Raw genomic sequence first — 17,174 nt, 5'->3', positions numbered from 1 at the left:
GGATACGCCGGGCCGCAGCCCTGCGGTAGGGGGTATGGACACGTTGTCGGAGGGCGGTCCTAGACTGCATCCATGCGGCTTCTGATTGCCGGCGGCGGGGGTTTCCGGGTGCCGCTGATATACCGGGCGTTGGTGTCCGGGAGCTTTTCCGGGCTGGTCACCGAGCTGGTGCTGTACGACGTCGATCCTGCCCGCCTGGATGCCGTCACCGCGGTGCTGAAGAGTATGCCCGGGAGCCACGGTGCGCCACTTCGGGTCAGCGCCACCACCGATCCCGCCAAAGCCCTGGCCGGGGCCGGCATGGTGTTCGCCGCCATCCGGCCGGGCGGGACAGGCGGGCGGGTGGCCGACGAGAAAGTGGCCCGCGACCTGGGGCTGCTGGGCCAGGAAACCACCGGGGCCGGCGGGATCTCCTACGCCCTGCGGACCATTCCCTATATGCTTCGCCTGGCCCGGCGGATGCGGGAACAGTGCCCGGACGCGTGGCTGATCAACTTCACCAATCCTGTAGGCATGGTCACCGAGGCGCTGCTTCCGGTCCTGGGGGACCGGGTCATCGGGATCTGCGACTCGGCGTGCGGCCTGGTACACCGGGCAGCCCGCGCTGCCGGCGTCCCCCTGCGGGAGGGACATCTCGACGGCGTGGGCTACTACGGGCTGAACCACCTGGGCTGGCTGTACCGGCTGGGGTCCGGCGGCCGGGACGTGCTGCCCGGGCTTTTGGCGGACCCGGCAGCACTGCGGTCGTTCGAGGAAGGCAGGCTCTTCCCGCAACCCTTCCTGGCCGGGCTGGGCCTGCTGCCCAACGAGTACCTGTATTACTATTACCGGTCAGGTGACGCACGGCAGGCGATTCGGGCCATGGCGCAGACCCGCGGCGAGGCCATTCACGGACAGCAGCTGGAGCTGTACCCGCGGCTCGCCGCTGCCGGACCGGATGCGTACAGGTTGTGGGAGGAAGCCCGGCGTTCCCGCGAAGAGGGGTATCTGGCGGAGGCCCGGAGCGACGGCGGGCACCGCGATGAGGAGGACCTGGCCGGCGGCGGCTATGAACGGGTGGCCCTGGCGGCGATGCGCGCCCTCGGGGGCGGCGGGGACACGCAACTGATCCTCAACACCCGCAATTCACTGCCTCCGCCGGACAAACTGACTCCGTCCGCACCCCCGCCGGCCACCACCGTCCCCGGCAGTGCCCAACCAGCCATTCCGGGCCTGCCGGCGGACGCCGTCGTCGAAGTTCCCTGCACAGTCACGGCCAACGGCGCCGTCCCGCTGCCCCAGGAGCCGCCGGACGGTCCACAGCTGGAACTGCTGCAGCGGGTCAAGGACGTGGAACAACTCACGGTTAATGCCGCCACCACCGGGAACCGTGCTGCCGCCCTTGAGGCCTTCGGCCGGCACCCGCTGGTGGATTCCGCGGAACTGGCGGCAAAGCTCCTGGCCGGCTATGAGGCGGCGTTTCCGGATTTGGGGAAGATGTGGGAGGGCAGTGGGCGTTAGGGGAAGGAGTAGTGTTTTATCGAATGCGCACTGAACCGGCTCCCCTGAAACGCGCCGGCAGCCGGAAGGAGGTCCCGTGGCACTGATCCGCAGGGTTGCTTTGCTCTCCCTCCACACCTCCCCCATGGAACAGCCTGGCTCCGGGGACGCCGGCGGAATGAATGTCTATATCCGCGAACTCGCGTCGGCACTGGCTGAGGCGGGGGTGGAGGTGGAGATCTTTACGCGCGCCACCTCAGCCGACCAGCCCGCCGTCGAACATCCCGATCCCGGCGTGTGCGTGCACAACGTCATGGCCGGCCCGCCCAGGAAGATCCCCAAGGAAGAACTCCCCGGGCTGCTGCACGCAATGGTTGCCGAGATCGAGCAGATCCGCTCCCGCCAGCCGCATGGGCGGTATGACGTGATCCATTCGCACTATTGGGTGTCCGGGATCGCCGGACTTGAACTGTCCGAGCTGTGGGGCGTGCCGCTGGTGCACACCATGCACACCATGGCCAAGGTCAAGAACCTGTTGCTGGAGTCCGGCGAAAAACCGGAACCCCGGCGGCGGGAACTGGGCGAGCACCGGATCGTGGAGGGCGCTGCCCGTCTGATTGCCAACACCAGCTCGGAGGCGGCAGAACTCGTTTCCCACTACGGCGCCACGTACGACCGGATCGACATCGCCCCGCCCGGCGTGGACCTGGCCACCTTCACCCCCGCCTTCCGGGCCCGCTCCAGGGCCGGGCACGGCATCAGCCCGGACACCTTCCACCTGGTATTCGCAGGCCGGATCCAGCGGCTGAAAGGGCCGCAGGTCCTGGTCAAGGCCGCCGCGCTGCTGCGGAAGCGCCGGCCGGACATCGACCTGCGCGTCACCATCCTGGGCGCCCTTAGCGGCAACAAGGAATTCAACCTGCGGTGCCTGGTTGCGGAGGTGGGGATGGACGACGTCGTCACGCAGCTTCCGCCGGTGAAGGCACCTGAGCTTGCATCCTGGTTCCGCGCGGCCGACGTCGTGGTGATGCCTTCCTTCAGCGAATCTTTTGGGCTGGTGGCCCTGGAGGCCCAGGCCTGCGGCACCCCCGTGGTCGCAACCCGGGTGGGCGGACTGTCGCGCGCCATTTTCCACGGCCGGACCGGGCTCCTGGTGGACGGCCACCACGCCGCGGACTGGGCCGACGCGCTTGAGGCCCTTCACGACGATCCCGCCACCCGCGAGGACCTGGGCCGCGCCGCGGCGATCCGTGCCCAGAACTCCGGCTGGCAGCGCACTGCCGCCATTACGCTCGAAAGCTACCATGCCGCCGTCGACAACTTTGTGGGCCGCCGCCTGGCTCCAGTGGTTCCCGCGTCCTGAAGTCCTTCGCCCCCGGGCCTGCTCCTGTTAGCTTAGGGGCAGGTCTCCGGCCGCCGGCCGGTGCCCGCGACTGCGCTGGAAAGGACAACGATGTCTGCCCTCCCTACCGATCTTGAAATCGCCCGCGCCGCCCGCATCCGGCCCATCGGCGAGATCGCGGCAGCGGCCGGAGTCAATGCCGACGCCCTGGAACAGTACGGGCGGTACAAGGCGAAGATTGATCCGGCCCGGCTGGCGGCGCCTGAACCGCACGGCAAGGTGGTGCTGGTGTCCGCCATGTCCCCCACTCCCGCCGGCGAGGGGAAGTCGACCACCACCGTCGGGCTGGCGGACTCGCTGGCGCGCGCCGGGCACAAAGTCATGATCGCGTTACGGGAGCCGTCGCTGGGCCCGGTCCTGGGCATGAAGGGTGGTGCCACGGGCGGCGGCCTGTCCCAGGTGTTGCCCATGGACGAGATCAACCTGCACTTCACCGGCGATTTCCACGCGATCACGTCAGCCAACAACGCGCTGATGGCCCTGGTGGACAACCACATTTACCAGGGCAACGCCTTGAACATCGATCCGCGGCGCATGACCTTCAAACGCGTGCTGGACATGAACGACCGGTCCCTGCGGGAGGTGGTGATTGGCCTTGGCGGGCCGACGCAGGGCGTGCCGCGCCAGGACGGGTTCGACATCACCGTGGCATCCGAAGTGATGGCCGTCTTCTGCCTGGCCACGGACCTGGCGGACCTGCGGTCACGGCTGGGCCGGATCACGTTCGGCTACACCTATGACCGGAAACCCGTGACCGTGGCGGACCTCGGGGTGGAGGGGGCGCTTACGTTGCTCCTCAAGGAGGCGGTCAAGCCCAACCTCGTGCAGACCATCGCGGGTACCCCTGCCCTGGTGCACGGCGGCCCGTTCGCCAACATCGCCCACGGCTGCAATTCGCTCATCGCCACCCAGACCGCCCGGCGCCTGGCCGACATCGTTGTGACGGAAGCCGGGTTCGGGGCTGACCTGGGCGCCGAAAAGTTCATGGACATCAAGGCCAGGTACGGAGGTCTGGCGCCGTCCGCCGTCGTGGTGGTGGCCACTGTCCGGGCGCTGAAGATGCAGGGCGGGGTTGCCAAGGACCAGCTGGCCCGTCCTGATCTGGCTGCTCTTGAGGCAGGCGTGGCCAACCTGCGCCGGCACGTGCACAACGTGGAGAAGTTCGGGGTCACACCGGTGGTGGCCATCAACAGGTTCTCGTCCGATACGCGGGAGGAACTGGATTGGCTGCTGGCGTGGTGTGCCGCCGAGGGAGTGCGCGCCGCCGTCGCCGATGTGTGGGGCCGCGGCGGAGGTGGCGACGGCGGTGACGAGCTCGCAGCGCTGGTTGCGCAGGCCGTGGAGGCGCCGAGCAGCTTTCGGCACCTGTATCCGTTGGAACTGCCTGTGGAGGACAAGATCCGGACCATTGCGCAGGAGATCTACGGGGCGGACGGGGTGGACTTCTCAGTGCCGGCCCTTCGGCGGCTTGCCGACATCGAGCGGAACGGCTGGAGCTCGCTGCCCGTCTGCATGGCCAAAACCCAATACTCCTTCACGGACGACGCCTCCCGCCTGGGCGCACCCAAGGGCTTCACCATCCACGTCCGGGATCTGCTGCCCAAGACCGGCGCCGGGTTCATCGTGGCCCTGACCGGCGCGGTGATGACCATGCCCGGCCTCCCCGCCGTTCCCGCCGCCCTGCGCATGGACGTGGACGACGCGGGCAACCCTATCGGCCTCACCTAGAACGACGCGTTGCTCTATCAGATCTGGTCCCTAAAACCCCGGGTTGGGAACCGTATCTGATAGAGCAACGCGAGCTGTGGATAAGTTCTGCGGGGCAACCGGCTTCCGGTAAACAATGTTCCCCATGCGTCTTGTTTCACCGCTGCCGGCCCACCTCGAAGCCATTCCCTTCACGGTCGCTGAAGCGCGGGCGGCAAACCTCAGCCGGGGTCGATTACGCTCTTCCGATCTGGCTTCGGCCGGACGCCTCCTGTATCTGCCGGCAGGGCGGGACTTCGAGCTTCCCGCAATGGCACGCGCCCTCTCCGCGGCGACTCCCGGAGCGTGGATATCGCACGCAACGGCCGCTATATTGTTGGGGCTCTGGCTCCCGCCGTGGCTCCAGGATTCCCGGGACCTCCATCTCAGTAAACCTCGAGCGTTGCCGCAGGTTCGACGGATGGGCGTCGTGGGGCATACCGTGCTGGCCTATAAGGACGAGACCATGGATTGGCAGGGCATTCGTATCTCGACGGCCTCACGGACGTGGCTGGACCTTTGTCGCCGGCTTCCCATGGAACATGTGGTGGCAATGGGCGACCAATTGGTCCGACAGCCGCACGACGGACTTGAGCTTCGGACCAAGCCCTGGGCAACGGTTCAGGAACTGCGGGAGATGCTGAAGCGGCATCCAAAGATGCAGGGCATTGTGAAAGCTCGGGCCGCCGTCGAACTGATCCGTGTAGGTGCTGATTCAGCACCCGAAACCTTTCTGCGTCTTGCTCTGGTTGACGCCGGATTGCCGGAACCTGAGCTACAGGTTCGGGTTGACGCCGGTAATCCGCGCTCCCCTGCTGCGGACCTGGGCTACAGGCGGCGGAGGATCGGCATCCAGTACGACGGCGGCCATCACCTGACACGCGAACAGCAATCCCGCGACAACCGCCGGGATGCATGCTTCCACTCCGCCGGCTGGCAGTACTTCAAATTCAACGCTGATGATCTTGCGAACGACTTCCGGCGGGCGGCCGGTCTGGTCCGTGCAGCGCTGCGGGAGCCTTAAACGCCAGTTGCTCTATCAGTTTTGGTCCCTAACCGGTAGGTTTAGGGACCAAAACTGATAGAGCAACCAGGGGTGAGGGGTTAGCGCTCCACGTCGCCGCGGATGAAGGCTTCCACCTTCTCGCGGGCCAGGTCGTCGTTGGACTGCTCCGGCGGGGACTTCATGAAGTAGCTCGATGCCGACAGCAGGGGGCCGCCAATGCCGCGGTCCAGGCCGATCTTCGCCGCACGGATGGCGTCGATGATCACACCGGCGGAGTTCGGTGAGTCCCAGACCTCCAGCTTGTACTCCAGCGACACGGGGGCGTCACCGAAGTTGCGGCCTTCCAGGCGCACGAAGGCCCACTTGCGGTCATCAAGCCACTGAACGTAGTCCGACGGGCCGATGTGCACATCCTTCGCCGCCAGCTCGGCCTCCACGTTGGAGGTCACGGCCTGGGTCTTGGAGATCTTCTTGGACTCCAGCCGGTCACGCTCCAGCATGTTCTTGAAGTCCATGTTGCCGCCGACGTTCAGCTGGTAGGTCCGGTCCAGGGTGACGCCACGGTCCTCGAACAGCTTGGCCATCACACGGTGGGTGATGGTGGCGCCGATCTGGCTCTTGATGTCATCGCCCACAATGGGAACACCCGCGGCAGTGAACTTGTCAGCCCATTCCTTGGTTCCGGCAATGAAGACCGGCAGGGCGTTCACGAACGCAACACCGGCGTCGATCGCAGCCTGGGCGTAGAACTCGGCAGCCTGCTGGGAACCGACCGGCAGGTAGCAGACCATGACATCGACCTTGGCGTCCTTGAGGGCCTGGACCACGTCCACAGGCTCTTCGGTGGACTGCTCGATGGTCTCAAGGTAGTACTTGCCCAGGCCATCCAGGGTGTGGCCGCGCTGGACCGTAACACCGGTGGGCGGAACGTCGGCGATCTTGATGGTGTTGTTCTCGCTGGCCAGGATGGCGTCGGAGAGGTCTACGCCGACCTTCTTGCCGTCCACATCGAACGCGGCGACGAACTCAACGTCACCCACGTGGTACTGGCCAAACTCAACGTGCATCAGGCCGGGAATGGTCTCACCGGGATCGGCGTCCTTGTAGTACTGGACGCCCTGCACCAGCGAGGCGGCGCAGTTGCCCACGCCAACGATTGCAACACGGATCGGATGTGAAGACACAGAACTCCTTTGGGGACAAACGTTTGCCGGCCGGACAAGCCTTCCCAGAGAGGACGACGGCGGCCGGCTGGCACGGCGCCGCGCGGCGCCTTTTCATAGTACCCAACACAGCAGGACCGGCCGTTGTTCCGCCGGTCCCGCCGTGTAACGAAAACAGACCGGTCAGGCGTTCTGCTTCCAGAGGTTGATGTCCGATTCCACCGCGAATTCATCGATGGCATTCAGCTCGTCAGCGGAGAAGCCGAGGTTGTCGATCGCGGACAGGCTGTCCTCCAACTGCCGGACACTCGAGGCACCGATCAGGGCGGACGTGACGGGCGAGCCCTTGGGCTGATCGCGCAGGATCCAGGCGATGGCCATCTGGGCCAGCGACTGCCCGCGGCCTTCGGCAATCTTCCGCAGCCCGCGGACCCGGTCCAGCTTCTCCTCCGTGATGGAGTCCTCCGAAAGGAAGCGGGCCTTGGCTGCCCTGGAGTCGGCGGGAATGCCATGGAGGTAGCGGTCCGTGAGCATCCCCTGCGCCAGCGGCGAGAACGCGATGGAGCCCGCGCCCACCTGGTCCAGCACCTCGTACAGGTTGGGCGAGCCGTCCTCCGTCCAGCGGTTGAGCATGGAGTAGCTGGGCTGGTGGATCAGCAGCGGCGTACCGAGTTCCTTGAGGATGCGGGCGGCTTCAAGGGTCTGCTCCGGCGTGTAGGAAGAGATGCCCGCGTACAGCGCCTTCCCGGACCGGACGGCGTAATCGAGGGCGCCCATCGTTTCCTCGAGTGGCGTATCCGGATCGGGCCGGTGGCTGTAGAAGATGTCCACGTAGTCCAGCCCCATGCGCTGCAGCGATTGGTCGAGGCTGGAAATCAGGTACTTGCGGGAGCCCCATTCACCGTACGGGCCGGGCCACATGTAGTAGCCGGCCTTGGTGGAGATGACCAGTTCGTCACGGTAGGGCTTGAAGTCGTCCCTCAGGTGCCGTCCGAAGTTTGTTTCCGCCGATCCGTCCGGGGGACCGTAGTTGTTGGCGAGGTCGAAGTGGTTCACCCCGAGATCGAACGCCCCGCGGAGGATGTCGCGCTGCTCCTCGAACCGTTTGTCGTCCCCGAAGTTGTGCCACAGGCCCAGGGAGATGGCCGGGAGTTTGAGGCCGCTTCGGCCGACGCGGCGATAGGGCATGGAGTCGTAGCGGTTCTCCGCTGCAGAATAAGTCATACATTCCATCCTGCCACCTGTGAGCTGCGCCACGCGGGAGATGTTAGCGCTCAGCAGAAAAAGTTGTGCCGCGGGCGAGGCCCGCGGCACAACTTCCAGGTTTAGGACTTGAGGATCGCGGCACTCCACGGCGCGAGGTCAAGCGAACCGTCGTTCAGCCCGGTCCCTTGGTCGGTGGCGAGGAGGACTGTGCCTGCGCCGTCCACCCGGACCTTGGAGTCCGAGGCGTTGACCAGCACCTCGACGGCCCCGCGCCGGAAACGCAGCCAGCGGGCGTCGTCGTCGAACGAAACCCCTGTCTCACCAAGACCAAGGGAAGCCAGCTCCGGATATTCGCGGCGCAGCGCCGTGAGCGACCGGTACAGCTCAAGGAGCCGCGCATGGTCACCGGTGGCGGCCTCGGCCCAGTCCAGCTTGGACCGGCGGAAGGTTTCCGGGTCCTGGGGATCGGGCACGACGGCGGGATCCCACCCCATGCGCTCGAATTCCTTGATGCGCCCTTCCGCGGTGGCCTTTCCGAGCTCCGGTTCGGGGTGCGAGGTGAAGAATTGCCACGGCGTGGAAGCCCCGTATTCCTCACCCATGAACAGCATGGGCGTGAACGGGGACGTCAGCGTGAGGACGGCGGCCACGGCGAGCTGCCCGTATGACAGGGACTGCGAGAGCCTGTCCCCCGTGGCCCGGTTGCCGATCTGGTCGTGGTTCTGGTTGCAGACGACCAATGCCGCGGGGTGGACCAGCGAAGCGTTGATGGGACGGCCGTGGTGCCGCCCGCGGAAACTGGAGTAGCTGCCGTCGTGGAGGAATCCGTCCTTCAGCACCTTGGCCAGCACGGACAGCGATTCGAAGTCCGAGTAGTAGCCGGTGGTTTCGCCGCTGACGCTCACGTGGACGGCGTGGTGGAAGTCGTCGCTCCACTGTCCGGCCAGGCCGTACCCGTTCGCATCCCGGGGGTAGATCAGGCGCGGGTTGTTGAGGTCCGATTCGGCGATGAGGGTCTTGGGCAGCCCGGTTTCGGCCGAGATGGCATCACCCAAAGCGCCCAGGTCCTCAAGGATGTGTACGGCACGCTCGTCGCGCAGCGCGTGCACGGCATCGAGCCGGAGCCCGTCCACGTGGTAGTCCCGCAGCCACAGTGCCGCGTGGTCCAGGATGTACTCCCGGACCACGTCGGAGCCGGGCCCATCCAGGTTGACCGAGTCGCCCCAGGTGTTGGCGTCGCCCTGCTTGAGGTACGGGCCGAACTTGGGCAGGTAGTTGCCGCTGGGCCCCAGGTGGTTGTACACCACGTCCTGGATGACGCCCAGCCCCGCGGTATGCGCGGCATCCACAAACCGCTGGTAGGCCGCCGGTCCCCCGTAACCCTCGTGGACTGCGTACCACTGCACGCCGTCGTAGCCCCAGTTGTGGGTTCCGTTGAAGCCGTTGACCGGCAGCAGCTCCACGAAGTCGATGCCGAGGTCTACCAGGTAGCCCAGTTTGTCCACGGCTGCGTCCAGCGTTCCTTCGGGCGTGAAGGTGCCGACGTGGAGTTCGTAGATCACCGACCCTTGCAGGTCCTTGCCGCGCCAGGCTGAGTCCCGCCAGGCATGGGCGGCGGGATCGTAGGTGCGGGACTGTTCGTGGACACCGGCAGGGAGGCGGCGGGACCGGGGGTCCGGGATGGGGGTAGTGTCCCCGTCCAGCAGGTAGCCGTAGTCCACATCACCCTCGCCCGGAGCGTCCGGAGCCGTCCACCATCCTTCGCTGCCTGGCGCCGTTTCCTTCGTCCGCATGGTGTACTGCCGGCCATTGGCCAGCAGTACCACGGATTTGGCGTCCGGTGCCCACACGTCGAAGCGTTCGGGTCCAACGTTGGCCAGGGTCATGCCTTTTCTCCGTCCACAGGTGCCAGCAGGGCCACCGGGTAGGTACCCAGGACCTCCGCCACCGAAACCCGGCCGGGTCCGTGGCTGGTTCCAGTGAGTTCGTCGCGCATGGCAGTGGAAAGGTCGACGGCGGTGTCCCGCCAGCCGCCCCCGGCTTCCAGTCCGGCGGGGAGCCGCGTGGCAAGCGTGAGGGCACCGGAAGTGGCGTCGGTTCCGCGGGTGAATGCCAGCAGGTGGTCAGCGGCGGCTCCGGTGGCCGTCACGGCCGAGTATCCCTGGAACAGCTCCGGGCGGTCCCGCCGCAGGCGCAGTGCGCGCGAGGTGACCAGAAGCTTGCTTGCTTCCGTGCCCGCGTCAGGCAACGTCCCGGCGTCGAGCTTTGCCAACTCTGCCTGCCGCGCAGCGAAGTCCACGGGCCGGCGGTTGTCCGGGTCCGTGAGTGACCGTTCCCAGAATTCGCTGCCCTGGTACACGTCCGGCACGCCCGGCATGGTCAGCTGGACCAGCTTTGCCGAGACCGAGTTGGCGGCGGAGAAGGCATCGATGCGGGCCACGAAGTCCTCAACCACCTTGGCCACCTTGGCGTCGTCGAACACGGCGTCGACGGCTGCTTTCACCTTGGACTCGAAGTCCTCATTGGGATCGGTCCACTTGGTGGAGTTGCCGGCCTCCCGGGCCGCCTTTTCCGCATAGCCCTGCAGCCGTTCCCGGCTTGCAGGCCACGCACCTACGATTGCCTGCCACAGCAGGTTCTCGTAGGGGCCATCCGGAATCGGAGCCAGGCCCCGGAGCGTCTCCAGGGTTTTGGCCCACTCCTCCGGCAGTTCGGCGATGACCGAGATCCGGGCCCGGGCATCCTCGCTTCGCTTGGTGTCGTGGGTGGACAGGGTGGTCATGGACAGGGGCAGGTCCTGCTGGCGCCGCTGCATCCGCCGGTGGAATTCCTCCGGCGCCACGGCGAACTCGGTGGGTTCGGCGCCCACCTCGGTCAGGGTGCCCAGCCGGGTGTACCGGTAGAACGCGGTGTCCTCCACGCCCTTGGCCATGACCATGCCGGAGGTCTGCTGGAACCGGATGGCGATGGGGTCGGCAGGATCCAGCAGCAGCGGCAGGAGGGTGCCGACGGCCACTTCCAGGTCCGGCCGGTGCGCCGCGGCGGACTCGCACGCCTCCTTGAGGACGTCGGCGCCCACCGGGAGGTAGGACCGGTAGACGGGGAAGGACGCGATGATCTCTGCGATGCCGTCCGCTGCCTGGTCCACCGCGAGCCCGTACGACTCGGGAACCAGCCGGGCCAGCCGCAGCACCTCGGAGCGCAGGATGCCGTCGGCGATCATGCGCTTTGTGCCGCGGATCATCTCCGCGTAGTCGGCCGGCTCAGGCGTACCCCGCAGCGAAGCGTCCAGGGCGTCCAGGGCCTGCTGCCCTGCCGGGTCCACGAAGACCCGGTCCACGTCCGCCAGTGCGTCATAGCCCGTAGTGCCCTCGCAGGCAAACTCCTGCGGCAGCACTTCACCCGGCTCCAGGATCTTTTCCACGAGGACGTACGCGCCGCCGCTGAGGTCCTTGAGCCAGCGGAGATAGCCCGCGGGATCAGCCAGGCCGTCGGGGTGGTCCACGCGCAGCCCGTCCACCAGGCCCTCCGTGAACCAGCGGCCCACTTCGGCATGGGCCTTCTCAAACACGGACGGTTCCTCCACCCGGATTCCGGCCAAGGTGGTGACCGCGAAGAACCGCCGGTAGTTCAGTTCGGCATCTGCGCGGCGCCAGTCCATCAGCTGGTAGTGCTGCCGGCTGTGCACGTCCTGCGGGGAGTCACCCTCGCTGTACGTGCCGTCGGCCAGCGGGAACCGGTGGTCGTAGTAGCGCAGTTCGCCGTCCTTGACCTCCAGCTTGTCCAGGTCGGCGTCCGAGCCCAGCATGGGCAGCCGCACCTTTCCGCCGCCCAGGTCCCAGTCGACGTCGAACGCTTCGGCGAAAGGCGAGCCGCGGCCCTCCTTGAGCAGCGACCACCACCACGGGTTCTGCGGCGGGGAGGCCACGCCCACGTGGTTGGGCACGATGTCCACCAGCACGCCCATGCCGTGTTCGCGGGCTGCCTTTGAGAGGGCAAGCAGGCCTTCGGGGCCGCCGCGGTCAGGGTCCACGGCGGAAGGATCGGTCACGTCGTAGCCGTGGTCCGAGCCCTTCTCCGCGGTGAGGATGGGCGACAGGTACACCCAGTCCACGCCAAGGTCCTTCAGGTAGGGGACCTGTTCGGCGGCGTCGAAGAGGGTGAAACTGCTGCGGATCTGCAAACGGTAGGTGGAGACCGGAGTCCTCATGCTTTGGCTTTCTTGTCGGCGCCCGTTGCCCTTGCCTCGCTCGCCTCGGCTGCCTTGGCCTGGGCCTCCGCCATCTCCTCCTGGGCCTCCTCGTGCTCCACCCTGGACGCCAGGGACGCGGCCGCGGACGTATCCACCTCAGCCTCGGGGCCGGAGTAGGCACGCAGCACCACCATGGACTTCGCGTCCAGGGTCAGCGTGGCGCCGGCCTTGAGAGGTTCGTAGGCGTCGGCCTGGGCGGCGGTGTCGACCAGGACCTCCCAGTACTGCGAGTACTCGTCGGACGGGACGCAGAAGTCCACCGCGTCGTCATGGGCATTAAAAGCCATGAGGAAGCTGTCGTCGGTAATCCGGCGGCCACGGGAGTCCTGTTCCTGGATGCCGTCGCCGTTGTAGAACACGCCGATGGTCCGGCCGAAGCCACTGCCCCAGTCCTCGGGCAGCATTTCCGTGCCGTCAGTCTTGAGCCAGACGATGTCAGGCAGCTTCTCGCCTTCGCCACGGCGGACGGGGCGGCCGTCGAAGAAGCGGCTGCGGCGGAACGTGGGGTGGTCGTGCCGGAGCTTGTTGACGAATGCCGTGAACTCGACCAGTGGCTGGTCCATGGCTTCCCAGTGCACCCAGCTCAGCTCGGAATCCTGGCAGTAGGTGTTGTTGTTGCCCTGCTGCGTGCGGCCCAGTTCGTCGCCGTGCAGCAGCATGGGGACGCCCTGCGAGAGCAGCAGCGTGGCAATGAAGTTCCGCTGCTGGCGGGCACGGAGGGTCAGCACCTTCTCGTCGTCGGTGTCTCCCTCCACGCCGCAGTTCCAGGAGCGGTTGTGGGATTCGCCGTCGTTGTTGCCTTCGCCGTTGGCCTCGTTGTGCTTCTCGTTGTAGGAGACGAGGTCCCGCATGGTGAAGCCGTCGTGGGCGGTGACAAAGTTGATCGAGGCCACGGGACGCCGGGCCGAGCTTTCGTAGAGGTCAGCCGAGCCGGTGAGCCGGGACGCGAACTCGCCCAGGGTGGAGGGCTCGCCGCGCCAGAAGTCGCGGACGGTGTCGCGGTACTTGCCGTTCCATTCCGTCCACTGCGGCGGGAAGTTGCCCACCTGGTAGCCGCCGGGGCCAACGTCCCATGGCTCTGCGATGAGCTTGACCTGCGAAACGATGGGGTCCTGCTGGATGAGTTCGAAGAAGGTGGAGAGCTTGTCCACGTCGTAGAACTCGCGGGCCAGGGTGGAGGCGAGGTCGAAGCGGAAACCGTCCACGTGCATTTCCGTGACCCAGTAGCGCAGGGAATCCATCAGCAGCTGCAGGGAGTGGGGGTGCCGCACGTTCAGCGAGTTGCCGGTGCCGGTGTAGTCCATGTAGTGCTTCAGGTCGTTGTCCACCAGCCGGTAGTAGGCCTGGTTGTCGATGCCCTTGAAGGACAGGGTGGGGCCCAGGTGGTTGCCTTCTGCGGTGTGGTTGTAAACGACGTCGAGGATCACTTCGATGCCGGCCCGGTGCAGGTCGCGGACCATGGCCTTGAATTCCTGGACCTGGTGTCCCACGTCGCCCGTGGAGCTGTAGGTGTTCTGGGGGGCGAAGAACCCGATGGTGTTGTAGCCCCAGTAGTTGTTGAGGCCCTTCTCCACCAGGGTGCCGTCGTTAACGAACTGATGCACGGGCATGAGCTCGATGGCCGTGACGCCGAGCTTCTTCATGTGCTCGATGACGGCAGGGTGGGCCACGCCGGCGTAGGTGCCGCGCTGCTCTTCGGGGATTTCCGGGTGCAGCTCGGTGAGGCCCTTGACGTGGGCTTCGTAGATGACGGACTCGTGGTACGGGATCTTCAGCTGGCGGTCGCCGTCCCATTCGAAGAACGGGTTGATGACCACGCCGTGCATGGTGTGCGGCGCAGAGTCTGCATCGTTGCGGGAGTCGGGGTCACCGAATTCGTAGGAGAAAAGCGCCGGGTCCCAGTCAATCTGGCCTTGGATGGCCTTGGCGTATGGGTCCATCAGGAGCTTGTTGGGGTTGAAGCGGTTTCCATCGGCGGGATCGTAGGGTCCGTGGACGCGGTAGCCGTACTTCTGGCCCGGCTGGATGTGCGGCAGGTAGCAGTGCCACACGTAGCCGTCCACTTCGGTCAGTTCGATCCGGGTTTCGGTTAAGTCGTCGGCCAGGAGGCAGAGTTCAACCCGCTCCGCCCGTTCGCTGAACAAGGCGAAATTAGTGCCGGTGCCGTCAAAGGTAGCCCCCAGCGGGTAGGCATTTCCAGGCCAGACTTCCATCGTGCTCCTCATTTATTGGTCAGCAGCAGACGGCATCGGGACGCCCCTGCTGCTGGTGCGAACTAATGCCTACCGTAGTGGTTGGCTGTGACTATTACGTTTCCAGGCTCCATAGTTACTAAGCATGCTGACTTTACCCCAGATTTCGGGTAGGGCATCCGCAATTCCGCCAGCGGCGATCGGGCCGCCTGACGCTGCCTCCGATGCAGCCTTCCCTGCCCGGCCGTGCAACGCCGCTCCCAGCGCGGCGATGGCAGCCCACCGTCCGTCCCCTTCAATCCCCAGATCCGTGAAGCGGCCGACGTCGGCCCCGGCCTGCGCGAGCAGCGCGCCGATGACCCCGGCCAGGACGTCCCCGCTGCCGGCGGTGGCGAGCCAGGGCGTACCGTCCGCCTGGCTGAAGGTGGTGCCCCAGGGTGCAGCCACGAGGGTGGTGGCGCCTTTGAGCAGGACGGTGGCCCCGGTGCGGACGGCGGCCTGGCGGACCGCAGCGAGCGTACCGGCTTCCACGGCTTCCCTGTCCTCGCCGTGGCCCAGCCGCTGGAACAGCGATGCGAGCTCACCGGCGTGCGGGGTGAGCACCACGTGCGGCGCAAGCATGGCAGGCAGCGCGGGCAGCGCACCTGCATCGGCCACGACGGGAAGGTCCGATGCAATGGCGTCGCGGGCGCGGGTCAGCTGTTCGTGGTCATGGGGGCCCATGCCGGAGCCCACCAGCCAGGCCTGGACGCGGTTCTCTGCGACGGTTCCGGTGCTGCAGACCACCTCGGGACAGGACTGGCGGACCAGGTCGGCCACCGACGGCGGACCAAGGTACCGGACCATGCCCACCCCGGCGGCCAGCGCACCCCGGCAGGCGAGGACTGCAGCCCCCGGGTAGTTCTCTGACCCGGCCACCACGCCCAGCACACCGCGTGAGTACTTCTGGGCGCGCCGGGACGGGTGCGGCAGGAGTCGGGCCATGTCGGCCTCCTCCAGCCGGCGCATGGAGGGCGCCGGAAGGTGCTCTTCGATGCCGATCTCCACGACCAGGACGCGGCCTGCGTAGTCGGCGCCGGGGTCGGCCAACAGGCCGGTCTTCGCTCCCCCGAACGTCACAGTGATATCGGCCGGCAGGACGGGACCGGCAGCTTCGCCGGTGTCCGCGTCGATGCCGCTGGGAAGGTCGCAGGCCACCAGCAGGCCGTCGCGGTGTTCAGCGTCCCGTGTAGCCGTGATGGCGTCGATCAGGTGGGCGGCACTCCCCCGCAGGCCACCCTTCGCGCCGGTTCCCAGGACGGCATCAATGACGGCGTCCGCCCCGGCGGCTTCGGCGGCGAGTGCCGGAAGCTCTGCTTCGGTGAGCCGCTGCACCCGGCCGCCTGCCCGCTCGAATGCCGCCAGACCGCCGGGGTGGGCGGCATTGCCGGTGAGGACCGCCGTCGTCCGCATCCCGCGGGCTGCGAGGAAGGCGCCTGCGTACAGTCCATCCCCGCCGTTGTTGCCCTTGCCCACCAGCACCACCACGCGGGAACCGTTGAGGCGCGAGCCGCGGGACTTCAATTCATTGACGACGGCGGCGGCCAGCCCGTAGGCGGCGCGCTGCATCAGCACGTCCCCCAGGCCGTCGGCCAGGAGGGGTTCTTCGGCTGCGCGGACCTGCGTTCCGGTGTACGCGGTGATCATGCGGCGGCCGCCGGATCAGCCTTCGGCCAGGACCGTGGCGGTGGCGATGCCGCCGTCGTGGCTGATGGACAGGTGCCAGCGCTTGACGCCCTTGGCCTCGGCCACTGCCAGGACAGTCCCTTTCACCTGGACGGTGGGCCCGTTCTGGTCCAGTCCGATCCAGCAGTCCTGCCAGTTCATGCCGGCCGGGGCACCGAGGACCTTGGCCACGGCTTCCTTGGCGGCAAACCGGGCAGCCAGGGAACGGGTGTTCAGGTCCCGTTCCGCCGGCACGAACAGCCGGTCCCTCAGGCCCGGCGTGCGCTCTAGCTGGCGGCCGAACCGCTCGATGTCTACTACGTCTACCCCAATGCCAACGATCATGCGGTTCATTCTACGGTGGCGGTCCCGGCCGGAGGCCCTCCTGCGCCCCCGTTTGGGCCGGATACTGTCGTTGTCCGCCGTCAGCGCAAAGGGCTTGTTTTTGGGCCGGCAGTGTTAACGCAGGAAGCCCCGGACCGTGAAGGTCCGGGGCTTCCGCTGTCCGCCAGTGGCGCGGTTACTCGACGGTGACGCTCTTGGCGAGGTTGCGGGGCTGGTCCACGTCGTAGCCCTTGGCTGCGGCGAGTTCCGCGGCGAAGATCTGCAGCGGCACGGTGGTCAGCAGGGGCATGAGCAGGGTGGGGGTCTCCGGGACGTAGAAGACGTACTCGGCGTAGGCCTTGACGGCTTCGTCGCCTTCCTCCGCGATGACCAGGGTGCGGGCGCCGCGGGCGCGGACTTCCTGGATGTTGGAGACCACCTTGGAGTGCAGGGAGTCGCGGCCGCGCGGGGACGGGACCACCACGAACACCGGCTGGCCTTCATCGATCAGGGCGATGGGGCCGTGCTTGAGCTCGCCCGCGGCGAAGCCCTCGGCGTGGATGTACGCGATTTCCTTGAGCTTCAGGGCGCCCTCGAGGGCTACGGGGTAGCCGACGTGGCGGCCCAGGAACAGCACCGATTTCTCGTCCGCCATGCTGCGGGCCAGTTCACGCAAGGGCTCGGCGTTGTCCAGGATCTT

Annotated in this window: 12 protein-coding genes; 4 read left to right on the top strand and 8 right to left on the bottom strand. The window is 66.9% G+C overall.

The genetic code is table 11. The features are described from left to right. Nucleotides 1–72: 72 nt before the first annotated feature. The 4 genes from J2X98_RS20365 to J2X98_RS20350 all read left to right on the top strand — a co-directional run bounded on the left by J2X98_RS20365 (nt 73) and on the right by J2X98_RS20350 (nt 5,651). Nucleotides 73–1,500, top strand: a complete 1,428-nt coding sequence (locus J2X98_RS20365) for a 6-phospho-beta-glucosidase (RefSeq protein ID WP_307311903.1) — start codon at nt 73–75, stop codon at nt 1,498–1,500. Nucleotides 1,501–1,576: 76 nt separating this feature from the next. Beyond that, nucleotides 1,577–2,842 (top strand): D-inositol-3-phosphate glycosyltransferase, encoded by a 1,266-nt coding sequence (gene mshA, locus J2X98_RS20360; protein ID WP_307311901.1) that lies wholly within the window; start codon nt 1,577–1,579, stop codon nt 2,840–2,842. A 90-nt stretch (nt 2,843–2,932) separates the two neighbouring features. Continuing rightward, nucleotides 2,933–4,609, top strand: coding sequence for a formate--tetrahydrofolate ligase (locus tag J2X98_RS20355; RefSeq protein WP_307311898.1), 1,677 nt, complete (start codon nt 2,933–2,935; stop codon nt 4,607–4,609). A 124-nt stretch (nt 4,610–4,733) separates the two neighbouring features. After that, nucleotides 4,734–5,651 carry an endonuclease domain-containing protein gene (locus J2X98_RS20350; protein WP_141942560.1) on the top strand — a complete coding sequence of 306 codons (918 nt, stop codon included), beginning with the start codon at nt 4,734–4,736 and terminating at the stop codon, nt 5,649–5,651. Between the two features lie 80 nt (nt 5,652–5,731). Here J2X98_RS20350 and J2X98_RS20345 read toward each other — a convergent pair whose 3' ends face one another. The 8 genes from J2X98_RS20345 to J2X98_RS20310 all read right to left on the bottom strand — a co-directional run. Further along, the gene (locus tag J2X98_RS20345) at nt 5,732–6,817 is read right to left on the bottom strand and encodes an inositol-3-phosphate synthase (RefSeq protein ID WP_307311895.1); all 1,086 of its coding nucleotides are present in this window, start codon (nt 6,815–6,817) and stop codon (nt 5,732–5,734) included. Between the two features lie 162 nt (nt 6,818–6,979). Continuing rightward, nucleotides 6,980–8,020, bottom strand: coding sequence for an L-glyceraldehyde 3-phosphate reductase (gene mgrA, locus J2X98_RS20340; RefSeq protein ID WP_307311890.1), 1,041 nt, complete (start codon nt 8,018–8,020; stop codon nt 6,980–6,982). 101 nt (nt 8,021–8,121) lie between these two features. Then, nucleotides 8,122–9,888: a malto-oligosyltrehalose trehalohydrolase gene (gene treZ, locus J2X98_RS20335; RefSeq protein ID WP_307311887.1), complete on the bottom strand. Its 1,767-nt coding sequence runs from the start codon at nt 9,886–9,888 to the stop codon at nt 8,122–8,124. Continuing rightward, nucleotides 9,885–12,212: a malto-oligosyltrehalose synthase gene (gene treY / locus J2X98_RS20330; protein ID WP_307311885.1), complete on the bottom strand. Its 2,328-nt coding sequence runs from the start codon at nt 12,210–12,212 to the stop codon at nt 9,885–9,887. Before treY ends, treZ begins: the two co-directional genes overlap by 4 nt. Beyond that, nucleotides 12,209–14,467 carry a glycogen debranching protein GlgX gene (gene glgX, locus J2X98_RS20325; protein ID WP_141942570.1) on the bottom strand — a complete coding sequence of 753 codons (2,259 nt, stop codon included), beginning with the start codon at nt 14,465–14,467 and terminating at the stop codon, nt 12,209–12,211. Before glgX ends, treY begins: the two co-directional genes overlap by 4 nt. A gap of 69 nt (nt 14,468–14,536) precedes the next feature. Further along, nucleotides 14,537–16,132: an NAD(P)H-hydrate epimerase gene (locus J2X98_RS20320; protein WP_307311881.1), complete on the bottom strand. Its 1,596-nt coding sequence runs from the start codon at nt 16,130–16,132 to the stop codon at nt 14,537–14,539. Nucleotides 16,133–16,147: 15 nt separating this feature from the next. Then, nucleotides 16,148–16,495, bottom strand: a complete 348-nt coding sequence (locus tag J2X98_RS20315) for a holo-ACP synthase (RefSeq protein WP_141942574.1) — start codon at nt 16,493–16,495, stop codon at nt 16,148–16,150. Between the two features lie 175 nt (nt 16,496–16,670). Continuing rightward, the coding region (locus J2X98_RS20310) for an SIS domain-containing protein (protein WP_307311877.1) at nt 16,671–17,174 on the bottom strand (504 nt) is incomplete at its 5' end.

The organism is Pseudarthrobacter enclensis, assembly GCF_030811655.1.
Lineage (GTDB): Bacteria > Actinomycetota > Actinomycetes > Actinomycetales > Micrococcaceae > Arthrobacter > Arthrobacter enclensis_A.
Note: the sequence above shows the minus strand (reverse complement) of the source record. Positions and strands in the feature narration are given on the sequence as shown.